The sequence below is a fragment of the Actinoplanes sp. NPDC051513 genome, from assembly GCF_044454685.1.
GTDB lineage: Bacteria > Actinomycetota > Actinomycetes > Mycobacteriales > Micromonosporaceae > Actinoplanes.
In genome coordinates this window covers 894,088-907,855 of the sequence record NZ_JBITDW010000001.1, presented here as the reverse complement: position 1 = coordinate 907,855, position 13,768 = coordinate 894,088, and the positions used below count along the sequence as shown (strand labels likewise).

Here is a 13,768-nt window from a genome sequence, read left to right as displayed (position 1 = left end):
GTTTCGGTCCGGCCGATGGCAGCGTTTGCCGATGCCTGGAACCATGGGAACCATGAGTTACGGCCAGGCGGACCCTCAGTCAGATCCCACCAGGTTCGGCACCGAGGCTTTCTACGCCTCGCTGGGGCGGGCCTTCGTGACCATGTGTGCCGTGATCCCCCTGCTGTTCCTGATCGAGGTGATCGACAAGGGGATCGGATCGGGGCAGCTGGACCTGGCCGGCGGGATCATCCCGCACCACCTGTCCGGGCTCGACGGCGTGCTGTTCAGCCCCTTCCTGCACGCGGGCTGGGACCACCTGTACGGCAACGCGGTGCCACTGATCCTCGTCGGCACGTTCGCGCTGGCGGGCGGGGTCAAGCGGTTCATCTGGTCGACGTTCGTGATCATGCTGGTCAGTGGCGTGGGCGTGTGGTTCGTCGGCGACCCCAACAGCGTGGTCGTCGGCGCCAGCGGCGTCATCTTCGGATACCTCGGTCTGCTGCTGACTCGCGGACTGGTCGAGCGCAGCTGGTGGAACCTCGGCGTGGCGGCCTTCATCGGCTTGCTGTACTGGTACCAGCTCTACAACATCCTGCCCACCGATCAGCCGATCTCCTGGCAGGGTCACCTGCTGGGCCTGCTCGGCGGCGTGATCGCGGCGATCCTGTTCCGGCGCAAGAGGGTCAAGACCGAGCCGGCGCTGTACACGCCGACGCAGATCTAAGGTTCCTGTGTGGAGATTCGCCGCAACAGGTCTTTCAGGTCCTTGAGCTCGGCGTCGGTCAGTCGCAGCGCACGCTCGGTCTCCTGATAGAGACGCTCGCCCTCGTCCAGGGTGCGCTGCCCCTTCGTGGTGAGGTGCACCAGGTTGCGCCGCCGGTCCGCCGGGTCTGACCGCCGTTCGACCAGGCCCTTCCGCTCCAGCGCGTCGACCAGGTCGACCATGGTGGTGCGGTCCACGTTCAGCTTCCCGGCGGCCTGCTGCTGCGCGAGCGCCGGCCCGTCGCCCAGGACCGTCAGCACGGCGAGTTCCCGCCCGTTGATCCCGAGCGGCGCGAGCGCGGCCGTGGTGCGCTCGGTCAGCGCCAGCTGGGCGTGTTTCATCAGGTAGCCGAGGCGGTCTCGCATCCCACTTCCCTCATCCTGGGCAGCAGTTCTCCGACGTCGGCGACGCGCTCGAGGCCGCCGCCGCGAGGCATCAGGATCAGATCGGTGAAGCCGGCTGCCACGAACGCCTCGACGGCCTGGAGTATCTCATCGCCGGTGTCGGGGACCGGAAACTGGACGCCTCGCCGAAGCGATGCCGGATCGCGGCCGACGGCCTCGCAATGGCGATCCAGCACCTCGATCAGCCGGGCCAGGTCGCCGGGCACGGTGTCGAAGGTCGCGGTGAGCCAGCCGGTGGCGTGCTCGGCCACCACCCGCATGCCCCGCCGCTCGCCGTTGCTCGCGAGCCAGAGCGGAAGCGTCGCCTGCACGGGTTTCGGCTCGGAGGGCACGCCCGTCAGCCGGAAGTGCTCGCCGGAGAATGTCGTTTCCGGCCGCGTCCACAGCATCCGGAGGATCCGGGCGGATTCGTCCAGCCGCGCGACCCGTTCCCGCGCCGCCACCTCGGGCAGGCCGATCGCCGGATCCACGTCGGGGTCGCCGCCGGCGCCCAGCCCGACATCGAGGCGCCCGCCGCTGACGTGGTCGACGGTCGCGGCCATCTTGGCGAGCAGCGCGGGATGCCGGTACAGGTTCCCGGTGACCAGCGTGCCGAGTCGTACGCGGCTGGTTGCCTCGGCCATGGCCGCGAGAATCGTCCAAGCCTCGAAGATGTCGCCGGTGCGGTCGCGCCCCATGGGCCTGAGGTGGTCGAACACCCAGCAGGAGTCGAAGCCGTGGTCGTCGACCAGCCGCCAGAGCCGCCGGTATTCATCGATGGTGACGTGCTGCTGGGAGGCCTTCCATCCAATTCTCATGACAATCAGGATAGCTGATCGTCAGCACTCCTGACGATATGCTGATGCAGGTTCAGGAACATCACGTGCAACCCGACCGGTCCGTGTTCGGGATGGTCGAAGGCCTCCGGAACGGTGGCGAGCACCTCGAAGCCCAGCGAGCGCCACAGCCGCACCGCAACCTCGTTCGTCTCGACGACCGCGTTGAACTGGATGCTGCGGTACCCGGCGGCGCGCGCCCAGTCGACGACGTGCTCGCCGAGGGCACGACCGACGCCGCGGCCGGAGTGCTGCGGATCGACCATGAAACTGGCCGTCGCCACATGAGCTCCCCGGCCGGGCCGGTTGGGGCCCATCTTGGCGCTCCCGAGAACGGTCGAACCATCCACCGCCACGACGGTGCGCCCCGGTGGGGATTCCATCCACCACCCGCGAGCCTGCTCCAGGGTGAGATTTTCCGGAAACGCGTAGGAAAGCCCCTCCGCGACGATCTTGCGGAAGAAGGGATAAATCGCGGACCAGTCGTCGTCCCCGGCGTCTCGGATCATCATTTTCGCTCGGCCGGACGCAGGGCCACTGCCACGACGTCGCCCTCGGTCAGATCTTCGGCCTCTCGGACCGCGTCCTTGAGCGGAACCAGGTAGCGGCCGTCCTTGGGGAAGAGCGCCGTCCTGAACTCGGTGCCCCCGATGACGACATGCACCGGAACCTGGCCCCAGTAGATCAGTGACCGCGCCTGCTCCTTGAGGTCGGCGCTGTCAGACTCGGACATGGCCACGAAGAAGTACGGCGCCGGCCCACGCCACTCAAAGATCTCGCCGTCGAACATCCACTCCACGGTGATCTATTGAACCAGCGTGGAGCGAGGGTGTGCACCACGACACCGGTTACAGCCCGATGACCCGAACCCGTTGTGCGCACAGCTTGACCATGTCGTCGACATCGGATGTCAGAACCACCACCGGCCCCGGCAGCCGCAGTGCCACTTCGGCAACCGTGGCGTCGATGGCGTACTTGTGCCCATGCAGCCCCGCGTACTTCAGGAGATCGGCGCTGCGGCGGGCAGTTTCCTTCGTCACCGACTCCACACGAATCCGAGACAAGAGCCAGTTCAGCCGCGCGATGTCCACGCCGCCATGCGAAACCTCGATGATTGTGGCGGCCGATATCGCAAGATCGGCCCCGTCACGCTCTGCCTGCTCCAGAAGCCGCATCACCTTGCGGTCCCGGTCGATCCACGAAGAGAGGCCCTGCGAGTTGAGCACCAGCGATTCGATGCTCACGCCGCATGCTCCATCCCCTCGGTCCCATGCAGAAGGGCTTGGGTCTCGGCCATCTCCTGATCGGTGAACGCGCCGAACTCACCTTGGTAGTGGTCCAGCTCCTCCCGCAGAAGCCTGCGGCGCTCGGCACGCTCGGCCAACTCGGCAAGGTAACCGGAGACGTTGTCGGTGTGCTGCTTCATACTTTCCAACAGCTCGACCGGCAGCGTGATCGTGACCTTCCTCGTCTTCGCCATACCGTGACCATACCACGGTATTACCGCATCGAAGAGGCCCGCCCCGACCCCACTCGCTCAAAAGACAGGGCGACTACTAAACGTTGAACCTGAATTCGACCACGTCGCCGTCCTTCATGAGGTAGTCCTTGCCTTCCATGCGGACCTTGCCGGCCGCTTTGGCGGCCGCCATCGAGCCCGCGGCCATCAGGTCGTCGTAGCTGACGATCTCGGCCTTGATGAAGCCACGCTGGAAGTCGCTGTGGATGACGCCGGCGGCCTCGGGGGCCGTGGCGTCGCGCGGGATCACCCAGGCGCGCGCCTCCTTCGGGCCGGCCGTCAGGTAGGTCTGCAGGCCCAGCGTGTCGAAGCCGACGCGAATCAGCTGGTTGAGGCCGGGCTCGGTCTGGCCGGTCGACTCGAGCAGCTCCATCGCCTCGTCCGGCGGCAGGTCGATGAGCTCCGACTCGATCTTCGCGTCCATGAAGACGGCCTCGGCCGGGGCGACCAGCGCCCGCAGCTCGTCGAGGAACGCGGCGTTGCCCAGCTCGGCCTCGTCGACGTTGAAGACGTACAGGAACGGCTTGGTCGTCAGCAGGTGCAGCTCGCTCAGCAGGGAGAGGTCGATGCCGGTCCCGCCGGAGTAGAGCGTCGCGCCCTCGTCGAGAACCTTGAACGCCGCCTCGGCCGCGGCCACCGCGGGCGCGCGGTCCTTCTTGAGCTTCGCTTCCTTCTGCAGCCGGGGCAGCGCCTTCTCGACCGTCTGGAGGTCGGCGAGGATCAGCTCGGTGTTGATCGTCTCGATGTCGTCCGCGGGCGAGATCTTGCCGTCGACGTGCAGCACGTTCGGGTCGGAGAACGCGCGTACGACCTGACAGATCGCGGACGCGTCGCGGATGGTCGCGAGGAACGCGTTGCCGCGGCCCTGGCCCTTGGACGCGCCGCGCACGAGGCCGGCGATGTCGACGAAGCTCACCGGCGCCGGGATCACCTTCTCGCTGGCGAACAGCTCGGCCAGCTTCTCCAGGCGCTCGTCGGGCAGCCCGACGACCCCGACGTTCGGCTCGATCGTCGCGAACGGGTAGTTCGCGGCGAGCACGTCGTTCTTGGTCAGGGCGTTGAACAGGGTGCTCTTGCCGACGTTCGGGAGGCCGACGATTCCGATGGTGAGGCTCACGGACGCCCAGTCTACGCAAGCCCTCGACGCAACCTCGCCGGCTGACGGTCATGTCCGAATCCCGCCAGCCATCCGCCAGAAGAAGCAGCAGACTCTAAGGCATGGAACTGGACTTCGAACGGTGCTACCGGGCCGTGGACAGCCGGGACCAGCGCTTCGACGGCTGGTTCTTCACGGCGGTGACCAGCACCGGCATCTACTGCCGCCCGTCCTGCCCGGCCATGACGCCCAAGCGGGAGAACGTCACGTTCTTCCCGTCCTCGGCCGCCGCCCAGCGCTCCGGCTTCCGCGCCTGCAAGCGCTGCCTGCCCGACGCCGTGCCCGGCTCCCCGGAGTGGGACGTGCGGGCCGACCTGGTCGGGCGCGCGATGCGGCTGATCGGTGACGGCGTGGTCGACCGGGAGGGCGTGCCGGGCCTGGCGAGCCGTCTCGGCTACACCGAGCGTCACCTGAATCGTCTGCTGACCGCGGAATTGGGCGCCGGGCCGCTCGCCCTGGCCCGGGCGCAGCGCGCGCAGACCGCCCGCATCCTCATCGAGACGACCGACCTGGGGCTCGCCGAGATCGCGTTCGCGTCGGGGTTCGGCAGCGTGCGGCAGTTCAACGACACCATCCAAGAGGTGTACGCGCAGGCGCCGAGCCGGCTGCGCGAGCGCCGGCCGATCAAGAAGGCCGAGGCGGGCACGATCTCGCTGCGGCTGCCCTACCGGTCGCCGTTGCACATCCCGGCGCTGCTCGATTTTCTGGAGCAACGGGCGCTGTCAGGCGTGGAGGAACGGGCGGGTGACACGTACCGCCGAGGTCTGGTCTTGCCGCACGGAAGCGCGACCGTCGCGCTGACCCCGGCCGACCGCTGGGTTTTCGCGACGCTGCGGTTGAGCGATGTGCGTGATCTCGCGCCGGCCGTCGCCCGATGCCGCCGGCTCTTCGATCTCGATGCCGATCCCGACGCCGTCGATCTCACCCTGGGCGCCGACGTCGCGCTGAGCGCGTCGATCAAAACCGAGCCGGGTGTACGGGTACCGCGCGCGGTTGACGGGTTCGAGATGGCGGTGCGGGCGATCGTCGGGCAGCAGGTCAGTGTGGCGGGAGCTCGCACGACGCTGACCCGCATGATCCGCGCGGCCGGTGGCTTCGACGGCGCCGGCCTGGTCGGATTCCCGGCCGCGCGCGTGGTGGCCGACCTGCCGGACTCGGCGTTCGGCATGCCGGCCGCGCGCCGCGACACGATCCGGCGGCTGGCCGAGGCGGTCGCGGATGGCAAGATCGACCTCGAGCCGGGCGCCGACCGTGAGGAGTCGGTGGCGAAGCTGATGGAGCTGCCCGGGATCGGCGCGTGGACCGCCGGATATGTGGCGATGCGCGCGATCGGCGACCCCGACGTGTTCCTGCCGACCGACCTGGCGGGGCGGCGCGGCGCGGCGGCCCTCGGGTTGCCCTCGACGCCGAAGGCCCTCGAGAAGCACGCGGAACGCTGGCGGCCGTGGCGCTCCTACGCGCTGATCAGGCTGTGGCGTGCCTCCTGACGACAGTTATCCACAGGCACGGAAAAAGTCGCACGCGGCCGGCCCGCGACGGGCCAGGCTGTGTGCCAACCCCCTGGAGGACGAGATGTTGAAGTACCAGACGATGCAGACCCCGGCCGGCCCGCTGACGATCGTGGTGGGCGAGACGGGCGGCGTGCGCGCCGCCGGCTTCACCGACCAGGTCGACGAGCTTCTCCCGCTGATCCACCCGTCGTTGGCCGGCGAGGCGGTCCCGGCCGACGACGTAGGGCCGGTCACCGGCCAAGTGCGCTCCTATTTCGACGGTGACCTGGCCGCGCTCGACGCGGTGACCGTCGAGCAGCGCACCGGCGGCGAGTTCATGGCCCACGCCTGGCAGGTGATGCGCGACATCAAACCGGGCCACCCGGTGACGTACACCGAGTTCGCCCACCTGGCCGGCCGCCCGGCGGCGGTGCGCGGGGCCGCGGCCGCCTGCGCGCGCAACCCGGTGGCTCTGTTCACCCCGTGCCACCGGGTACTGCGGCTCGACGGCTCGCTCGGCGGCTACCGCTGGGGCCTGACCGTGAAGCGGCAGCTTCTCGACCACGAGGCGGCCTGACGAGGGTTATTGGGCGGCCGGGGCGAGCGGCGAGCCGTAGCATTCTGCCCATGACTGATACGGGTATGACCGCGCGCGCCGGTCTCCCCGAGCGCCCGTCGCTGGACGGGCTCGAGGACAAATGGGCGCGCCGCTGGCAGGAGGAGGGCACGTATACGTTCGACCGTTCCAAGGAGCGGGCGGATGTATACGCGATCGACACGCCTCCGCTGACCGTATCGGGCGAGCTGCACATGGGGCACGTCTTCTCGTTCACCCACACCGACACGGTCGCGCGGTTCCAGCGCATGCGCGGCAAGACCGTCTTCTATCCGATGGGCTGGGACGACAACGGGCTGCCCACCGAGCGCCGGGTCCAAAATCGCTACGGCGTCCGGTGCGACCCGACCCTTCCCTACGACCCGTCCTGGCAGCCGCCCGCCCAGGCTCCCAAAGACGCGGTCTCGATCTCGCGGCGCAACTTCGTCGAGCTGTGCGAGCGCGTCACCGCCGAGGACGAGCAGGCATTCGAGGCGTTGTGGCGCAGGGTCGGCCTGTCCGTCGACTGGGGACTGATCTACACGACGATCGGCGTCCGCGCCCAGGCCGTCTCGCAGCGGGCCTTCCTCAACAACGTCGCGCGCGGTGAGGCATACACGGCCGAGGCCCCCACCCTGTGGGACGTCGGCTTCCGCACCGCGGTCGCGCAGGCCGAGCTGGAAGACCGGGAACGTCCCGGCGCCTATCACAAGCTGCGCTTCCACGGCCCCGATGGCCCGGTCGAGATCGACACGACCCGGCCCGAGCTGCTGCCGGCCTGCGTCGCGCTCGTCTTCCATCCCGGCGACGAGCGCTACCAGCACCTGCTCGGCAAGACGGTCCGCACGCCGTTGTTCGGTGTCGAGATCCCGGTCTACGAGCATCCGCTCGCGGCGTCCGACAAGGGCACCGGCATCGCGATGGTCTGCACGTTCGGCGACCTGACCGACGTCACCTGGTGGCGTGACCTGCGGCTCGAGACGCGGGTCGTGCTCGGCCGCGACGGTCGCTTCCTGCCGGGCCGGCCGGCCGGCGTCCCCGCGGCGGCCTACGAGCCGTTCGCCGGCCTGACGGTCAACGCGGCCCGCCGCGAGATCGTCCGGCTGCTGCGCGAGGCAGGCGACTTGATCGGCGAGCCGACGCCGGTCACCCACCCGGTGAAGTTCTACGAGAAGGGCGACTCGCCACTCGAGATCGTCACGAGCCGGCAGTGGTTCATCCGCAACGGCGGCCGCGACGCCGATCTGCGCGAGCGCATGCTGGCCCGCGGGCGCGAGTTGCACTGGTTCCCCGAGCACATGCGGCACCGCTACGAGCACTGGGTCAACGGCCTGACCGGGGATTGGCTGATCAGCCGGCAGCGTTTCTTCGGCGTGCCCATCCCGGTTTGGTACCGGCTCGACGACGCTGGCGAACCGGACTACGGCCAGCTTCTCATACCGGACGAATCAGCACTGCCGGTTGACCCTTCCTCGGAGTGTCCGCCGGGCTTCGACGAGTCACAGCGCGACGTCCCGGGCGGCTTCGCCGGCGACCCCGACGTCATGGACACGTGGGCCACGTCGTCGCTCACGCCGCAGATCGCCGGCGGCTGGCACGGGGACGAGGACCTCTTCCGGCGGGTTTTCCCGATGGACCACCGGCCGCAGGCGCACGAGATCATCCGGACCTGGCTGTTCACCACGGTTCTGCGCGCCGAGCTGGAAAGCGACGTGCTGCCCTGGCGCAACGCCATCCTCTCCGGCTGGATCCTCGACCCCGACCGCAAGAAGATGTCGAAGTCCAAGGGCAACGTGGTCACCCCGATCGACCTGCTCGAGGCGAACGGCTCGGACGCGGTCCGCTACTGGGCGTCGAACGGCCGGCCGGGCGCCGACCTGGCCTTCGACGCGGCCCAGATCAAGGTCGGCCGGCGGCTGGCGACCAAGCTGCTCAACGCGTCGAAGTTCGCGCTCGGCCTGGGCGCAGCCGAGACGCTGCGGCAGCCGGTCACCGAGCCGCTCGACCGCGCGATGCTGACCCGTCTCGCCACCGTGGTGAGCGCGGCGACCGACGCGTTCGACCGCTACGACCACACCGAGGCGCTACAGGTCACCGAGGCGTTCTTCTGGACGTTCTGCGACGACTACATCGAGTTGGTCAAGGAGAGGGCGTACGCCGAGGGCCCGGCGGCCGACTCGGCGCGGGCGGCGCTCGCGGCCGGTCTGTCGGTGCTGCTGCGGTTGTTCGCGCCGTTCCTGCCGTACGTGACCGAGGAGGTCTGGTCGTGGTGGCGGTACGGCTCGGTCCACCGCTCGACCTGGCCCACGAAGTACGAGCTGACCCAGGTCGCCGGCGAGGGTGAGGCCGACCTGCTCGACCTGGCCGGCGACGCGCTGCGCCAGGTGCGGCGGGCCAAGTCCGACCGCAAGCTGTCGATGAAGGCAGACGTGCCGCTGGCCGAGGCCCTCGGCCCGGCGGCGCTGCTCGACCGGCTCGCCCTGATCGAGGGCGACCTGAAGGCGGCCGGCCGGATCGCCAAACTCGACCGCCTGCCCGACCGCACGCCCGAGCTGGTCATCGCCTGCGCGTTCTGACATTTCAAACCCGAGCGGCCCGTTTCGGGCCGCTCGGCCCGCGCCCCGCGTCGGCCCGCGCCCCGGGTCGGCCCGCGCCCCGGGTCGGCCCGCGCCCCGGGTCGGCCCGCGCCCCGGGTCGGCCCGCGCCCCGGGTCGGCTCGCGTTTGCGTGCCGAGCTCCCCGCCGTCGACGCGGCTGCTCGGCGTCGGCGGCGCTGTGTGGTGCAGGACCGGCGAAACGCCGGTCCCGGCGCCCTGGGGCGAGGCAGCATGAAGGGCATGTCGATCGCGCCCGAGCAGGTGGAGGCGCCCGCCGCCGACGCCGTGCTGTTCCGGTCCTCGCCGTGGCGGACGTTCATCGCCGTCTTCGCGCTGCTGATGATCTCGTTCGGCGCCGTGTCGCCGATTGTCGCCCTGATGGTGGGCGGCACCGGGAACCCGTGGTGGCAGACCGCCCTCGAGGCCGCCTCGATCAGCGTGCTGGCGGCCGGTGGCTACGCCTGGTCGACCCGGGGAGCGCTCACGACCTGGATCCGGCTGTCGTCCGGCGGGCTCGAGGTGGCCGCCCAGGACAGCGACCCGATCCTGCTGGCCTGGCCGGACATCGCCCACGTCGAGGTGCGCCGGCAGGGAATCCGGGCGGTCCTCGAGATCACCCCGATCGACCTCGACCGGGTGCACCCGGTGCAGGACGAGGGGCCGGGCGGGCCCGCCATGACCGAGACCGCCACCGGGACGGCCTTCACCGCCGACCTCACCGAGGTGTGGCCGGGCCCTCGCGCCCTGCGGCGCGAACTGGCCCGGCGCCTGCCCACCGCCAAGCCGGCTTAGAAGTCGAAGCCGGCCTAGAAGTCGAAGCCGGCGTAGAAGTCGAAGCCGGCCTAGAAGTCGCCGCCGAAGTCGCCTCCACCGAAATCTCCGCCGCCGAAGTCCCCGCCGCCGCCGAAGTCGCCCGCGTTGTCGCCGCCGAAGTCGCCGGCTGCGTCCTGGACGCCGTCCTGGTAGCCGTCGCCGTAGCCCATGTCGCCGAAGCCCGGCGAGAACAGCGCGTCGAAGATCAGCATGCCGCCGAGCACGCCGGCGCCGGCGCCGAGCGCGGTCTTCCACACGGGCGTCGAATACCACCCCGCGGGCACCGGACGGCCCTGCACCCGGCCGCCCGGGTAGTAGTACGGCGTGTCGGCGCCGGGCGTCGGGCCCGCCTTGTAGTGCTGGCCCTGGACGTTGACCTCGCGCTCCTGGGTAAGACGCCCGGCGCCCTGAGCGCTCGCCAGCGGCGGCAGGTCGGGGCCGGGGTCGATGCCCATCGCCACGCGGGCGGCGCGCACGTAGTTGAGGCCCTCGAGCGCGGACTCGCGAGCCAACTCGTACTGCTTCACGGTTTTGGCCTGTTGGAGCTGCCCGCCCGCCGCGTTGTACCGCTCGCCGGCGTCGGACAACGCCTGCCGGGCCGCGGCGTCGTCGCCGTGCAGATTCATTACCTGGCCGCCGAGGCGCTCATACCACCGCTGGGCGTCGGCCTTCGCGTCCTCGAGCTGTGTCTGCTGGGTGGCCGCGCTGTTGCGGCGCGCGAGCATGACCACCAACAGGACAACGATGACGATGGCCAAGATCAGCAACACACTCATGTTTCAACGGTACCCTCGCGGTTCTTGTCGTACCTATCTGGCAATGTGCCCGTTGTGACCGTCTCGACGCTGGCCGTGGTGCTGCTCTGTCTCGCGGCCGGCGCCGCCCTCGGGTGGCTGGCCGCCCGCGGGCGCGCCGCCGCCGACATCGCCCGGCTCGAGGCCACGGTCCAGGCCCACCGCAACGGCGAAGATCGGCTCGAGCAGTCGATGCGCGCGTTGTCGTACGAGTCGGCCGCCCAGTCACAAGAGGCGGTCGCCCTCGCGGTCGCGCCGCTGCACGACACCCTCCGCCGCTACGAGCAGCGGGTCGCCGAGCTCGAGCGGGAACGCGTCGACGCGTACGCCGAGCTCCGCGAGCAGGTGCGGCAGATGGGCGCGGTCTCGGGCGAGCTGCGCACCGAGACGAAACAGCTGGTGGCCGCGTTGCGCTCGCCGCAGGTGCGGGGCCGCTGGGGCGAACACCAGCTACGCCGCGTGGTCGAGGCGGCCGGCCTGCTCGAGCATTGCGACTTCGCCGAGCAGGTCACCGCGGCGGCCGACGGCCAGGGCTGGGTCCGCCCCGACCTGGTGGTGCGCCTGCACGGCGGCCGCAGCGTGGTGGTCGACGCGAAGGCGCCGCTCGAGGGTTACCTGGCAGCCGCCGAGGCGCGCGACGAGCGCACCCGCGATGCCTGCCTCGACCAGCACGCCCGCCACCTGCGCGCGCACGTCGACGCGCTGTCCGCCAAGGAGTATTGGACGGCGTTCGAGCCGTCCCCCGACTTCGTGGTGCTGTTCGTCCCCGCCGACCCGTTCCTCGATGCCGCCCTCCAGCACGACCCGACGCTGATGGAACACGCCTTCCGGCGCAACGTCGTGCTGGCCACCCCGGCCACGCTGGTCGCGATGCTGCGCACGGTGGCGTATTCGTGGCGTCAGGAAGAGCTGGCCCGCAACGCGATCGAGGTGCACGGCATGGCCCGCGAGCTCTACACCCGGCTGGCGACCCTCGGCGACCACGTGGGCAAGGTGGGCACGGCTTTGGGGGGCGCCGTCACGGCGTACAACAAAGCGGTTGGCTCGCTCGAATCGCGGGTGCTGGTCAGCGCCCGCAAGCTCGCCGAAATGGGGGTTTCCCGCGAGGAGATGCCGACGCCACCCCAGGTCGAGGTCGCGCCCCGGCAGCCTCAGGCGCCCGAGCTGAGCTGACTCGCGATCGCCCGGCCGATGAGCGGGCAATCGCCTGCCCGCTCATCGGCCCCGTGGGGGCGATTGCCCGCGGAGCGAAGCGGAGCCAGCCAGCTCAGCCCTCTTCATGTCGCGGCGCAGCTCCTGCGGTAGCGAGAAGGTCAGGCGCTCCTCGGCGGTGGTGTATTCGGTGACCTCGCCGAAGCCTCGTGCGGCCAGAACCGCCAGAACGTCCATGACCAGGTCGTCCGGCACGCTCGCGCCCGACGAGACGCCGACCGTGGTCGCGTCGGCGAGCCACGAGTCGTCGATCTCGGAGGCGTAGTCGACCAGGTAGCCGGCCTTGGCGCCGGCGTCGACGGCCACCTCGACCAGCCGGACCGAGTTGGAGGAGTTCTTCGACCCGACGACGATCACGACGTCACACGACGGCGCGATCTCCTTGACCACGTGCTGCCGGTTCTGCGTGGCGTAGCAGATGTCGTCGCTCGGCGGCGACTGCAGCAGCGGCAGCCGGGTCTTGAGCCGGGACACCGTTTCCATCGTCTCGTCGACCGAGAGCGTGGTCTGCGACAGCCAGACGACCTTGGACGGGTCGCGCACGACGACCTTGTCGACCGCGTCGGGGCCGTCGACGAGCTGGATGTGCGCCGGGGCCTCGCCGGAGGTGCCGACGACCTCTTCGTGGCCCTCGTGGCCGATCAGCAGGATGTCGTAGTCGTCGGCGGCGAACCGCTTGGCCTCGTGGTGCACCTTGGTGACCAGCGGGCAGGTCGCGTCGATCGCCTTGAGGTTGCGCACCTTGGCCTGCTCGTGCACCTCGGGCGCGACGCCGTGTGCCGAGAAGACGACGGTGGACCCCTCGGGGACCTCCTCGTTCTCCTCCACGAAGATCGCGCCGGCGGCCTCGAGGGTGCTGACCACGTGTTTGTTGTGCACGATCTGCTTGCGTACGTAGACCGGGGCGCCGTACAGCTTCAGCGCCTCCTCGACGGTCTGCACCGCCCGGTCGACGCCGGCGCAGTAGCCGCGCGGCTTGGCCAGCAACACACGCTTACGAGGTTCGGTCACCCGGCCATGGTACGTGCCGCGTCCTCGGCGCCGCTCATCCGAGACGTGGACCACAACTGAGCAATACTCGTCCGGTGACGGACACCACGGACGAGACGACGATCTATGAGCCGACCGGGCGCTGGGCGCGCGCCGGCCGCCTGGCCCGCTGGCTGTTGGGTGCTTTCTCCCTGGTCGCGGGCCTGACCTGGATCCTGTTCACGATGCACGGCCCGACCGCGCTGCTCGACCTCACGGTGGGGCTGGTGCTCGCCGCGGCCGGCCTGGTGCTGCTGATGCCGCATCGGATCCGGCTGCCGCGGCTGGTGACCACGATCGTGATGACGATGGTGGCGATCGCCGGCACGGCCGCCGGCTTGGCCGCCTTGACCGAGCGCACCTGCTGCGCGTACGCGTACGTCCTCGACCGTGGTTTCCCGTTCGCCTGGGCGCAGCGCGCCGGGGTGGGCGCCGACCCCGCGACCGCCGAGCGGCTGGCCGGGTCCGCCACCTGGACGGTCGATCTCGTCTCGCTCGCGGCGAGCCTGCTGCTGTGGGCGTACGCGGGATTGTTGCTCGTGGTGGTCGCCGTGCTGGTGCGTCGCCGCTGGGCGTAACAACCCTGATTCGCCCCGATAC

Annotated in this window: 16 protein-coding genes; 7 read left to right on the top strand and 9 right to left on the bottom strand. The window is 70.1% G+C overall.

The window, feature by feature from the left end:
- The first annotated feature begins 52 nt into the window (after positions 1–52).
- Positions 53–706 carry a rhomboid family intramembrane serine protease gene (locus ACIA5D_RS04410; RefSeq protein WP_396028386.1) on the top strand — a complete coding sequence of 218 codons (654 nt, stop codon included), beginning with the start codon at positions 53–55 and terminating at the stop codon, positions 704–706.
- Here the strand turns inward: ACIA5D_RS04410 and ACIA5D_RS04405 are convergent.
- The 7 genes from ACIA5D_RS04405 to ychF form a co-directional block, all read right to left on the bottom strand.
- Positions 703–1,110, bottom strand: a complete 408-nt coding sequence (locus ACIA5D_RS04405; protein ID WP_396028385.1) for a MarR family winged helix-turn-helix transcriptional regulator — start codon at positions 1,108–1,110, stop codon at positions 703–705. The genes ACIA5D_RS04410 and ACIA5D_RS04405 overlap by 4 nt on opposite strands.
- Positions 1,086–1,946 (bottom strand): LLM class flavin-dependent oxidoreductase, encoded by an 861-nt coding sequence (locus tag ACIA5D_RS04400; RefSeq protein ID WP_396028384.1) that lies wholly within the window; start codon positions 1,944–1,946, stop codon positions 1,086–1,088. Before ACIA5D_RS04400 ends, ACIA5D_RS04405 begins: the two co-directional genes overlap by 25 nt.
- Before the next feature lie 5 nt (positions 1,947–1,951).
- On the bottom strand, positions 1,952–2,476 hold the full coding sequence (locus ACIA5D_RS04395) for a GNAT family N-acetyltransferase (RefSeq protein WP_396028383.1): 525 nt from the start codon (positions 2,474–2,476) through the stop codon (positions 1,952–1,954).
- Positions 2,473–2,754 (bottom strand): DUF1905 domain-containing protein, encoded by a 282-nt coding sequence (locus ACIA5D_RS04390; RefSeq protein ID WP_396028382.1) that lies wholly within the window; start codon positions 2,752–2,754, stop codon positions 2,473–2,475. Before ACIA5D_RS04390 ends, ACIA5D_RS04395 begins: the two co-directional genes overlap by 4 nt.
- Positions 2,755–2,812: 58 nt before the next feature.
- On the bottom strand, positions 2,813–3,208 hold the full coding sequence (locus tag ACIA5D_RS04385) for a PIN domain-containing protein (RefSeq protein ID WP_396028381.1): 396 nt from the start codon (positions 3,206–3,208) through the stop codon (positions 2,813–2,815).
- Positions 3,205–3,444, bottom strand: coding sequence for a hypothetical protein (locus tag ACIA5D_RS04380; protein WP_396028380.1), 240 nt, complete (start codon positions 3,442–3,444; stop codon positions 3,205–3,207). Before ACIA5D_RS04380 ends, ACIA5D_RS04385 begins: the two co-directional genes overlap by 4 nt.
- 76 nt (positions 3,445–3,520) lie before the next feature.
- Positions 3,521–4,600 (bottom strand): redox-regulated ATPase YchF, encoded by a 1,080-nt coding sequence (gene ychF / locus ACIA5D_RS04375; RefSeq protein WP_396028379.1) that lies wholly within the window; start codon positions 4,598–4,600, stop codon positions 3,521–3,523.
- A gap of 101 nt (positions 4,601–4,701) precedes the next feature.
- Here ychF and ACIA5D_RS04370 point away from each other — a divergent pair, with 101 nt between their 5' ends.
- The 4 genes from ACIA5D_RS04370 (at position 4,702) to ACIA5D_RS04355 (ending at position 10,112) form a co-directional block, all read left to right on the top strand.
- Entirely contained in the window at positions 4,702–6,126 is a 1,425-nt protein-coding gene (locus ACIA5D_RS04370; protein WP_396028378.1) for a DNA-3-methyladenine glycosylase 2 family protein, read from the top strand.
- Positions 6,127–6,211: 85 nt separating this feature from the next.
- Positions 6,212–6,706 (top strand): methylated-DNA--[protein]-cysteine S-methyltransferase, encoded by a 495-nt coding sequence (locus tag ACIA5D_RS04365; protein ID WP_396028377.1) that lies wholly within the window; start codon positions 6,212–6,214, stop codon positions 6,704–6,706.
- A gap of 50 nt (positions 6,707–6,756) precedes the next feature.
- Positions 6,757–9,300 (top strand): valine--tRNA ligase, encoded by a 2,544-nt coding sequence (gene valS / locus ACIA5D_RS04360; RefSeq protein ID WP_396028376.1) that lies wholly within the window; start codon positions 6,757–6,759, stop codon positions 9,298–9,300.
- Positions 9,301–9,560: 260 nt separating this feature from the next.
- A complete protein-coding gene (locus tag ACIA5D_RS04355) occupies positions 9,561–10,112 on the top strand; it encodes a hypothetical protein (RefSeq protein ID WP_396028375.1) in 552 nt (183 codons plus the stop codon).
- A 50-nt stretch (positions 10,113–10,162) separates the two neighbouring features.
- Here the strand turns inward: ACIA5D_RS04355 and ACIA5D_RS04350 are convergent, their stop codons facing one another.
- Positions 10,163–10,909 (bottom strand): hypothetical protein, encoded by a 747-nt coding sequence (locus ACIA5D_RS04350; RefSeq protein ID WP_396028374.1) that lies wholly within the window; start codon positions 10,907–10,909, stop codon positions 10,163–10,165.
- Between the two features lie 54 nt (positions 10,910–10,963).
- On the opposite strand from ACIA5D_RS04350, the gene ACIA5D_RS04345 reads away from it, so the two are divergent.
- Complete coding sequence (locus ACIA5D_RS04345) at positions 10,964–12,100, top strand: DNA recombination protein RmuC (protein WP_396028373.1); 1,137 nt, start codon at positions 10,964–10,966, stop codon at positions 12,098–12,100.
- Between the two features lie 42 nt (positions 12,101–12,142).
- Here the strand turns inward: ACIA5D_RS04345 and ACIA5D_RS04340 are convergent, their stop codons facing one another.
- Positions 12,143–13,150, bottom strand: coding sequence for a 4-hydroxy-3-methylbut-2-enyl diphosphate reductase (locus tag ACIA5D_RS04340; RefSeq protein ID WP_396028372.1), 1,008 nt, complete (start codon positions 13,148–13,150; stop codon positions 12,143–12,145).
- Between the two features lie 74 nt (positions 13,151–13,224).
- Here ACIA5D_RS04340 and ACIA5D_RS04335 point away from each other — a divergent pair, with 74 nt between their 5' ends.
- The gene (locus tag ACIA5D_RS04335; RefSeq protein WP_396028371.1) at positions 13,225–13,746 is read left to right on the top strand and encodes a hypothetical protein; all 522 of its coding nucleotides are present in this window, start codon (positions 13,225–13,227) and stop codon (positions 13,744–13,746) included.
- Positions 13,747–13,768 lie beyond the last annotated feature (22 nt).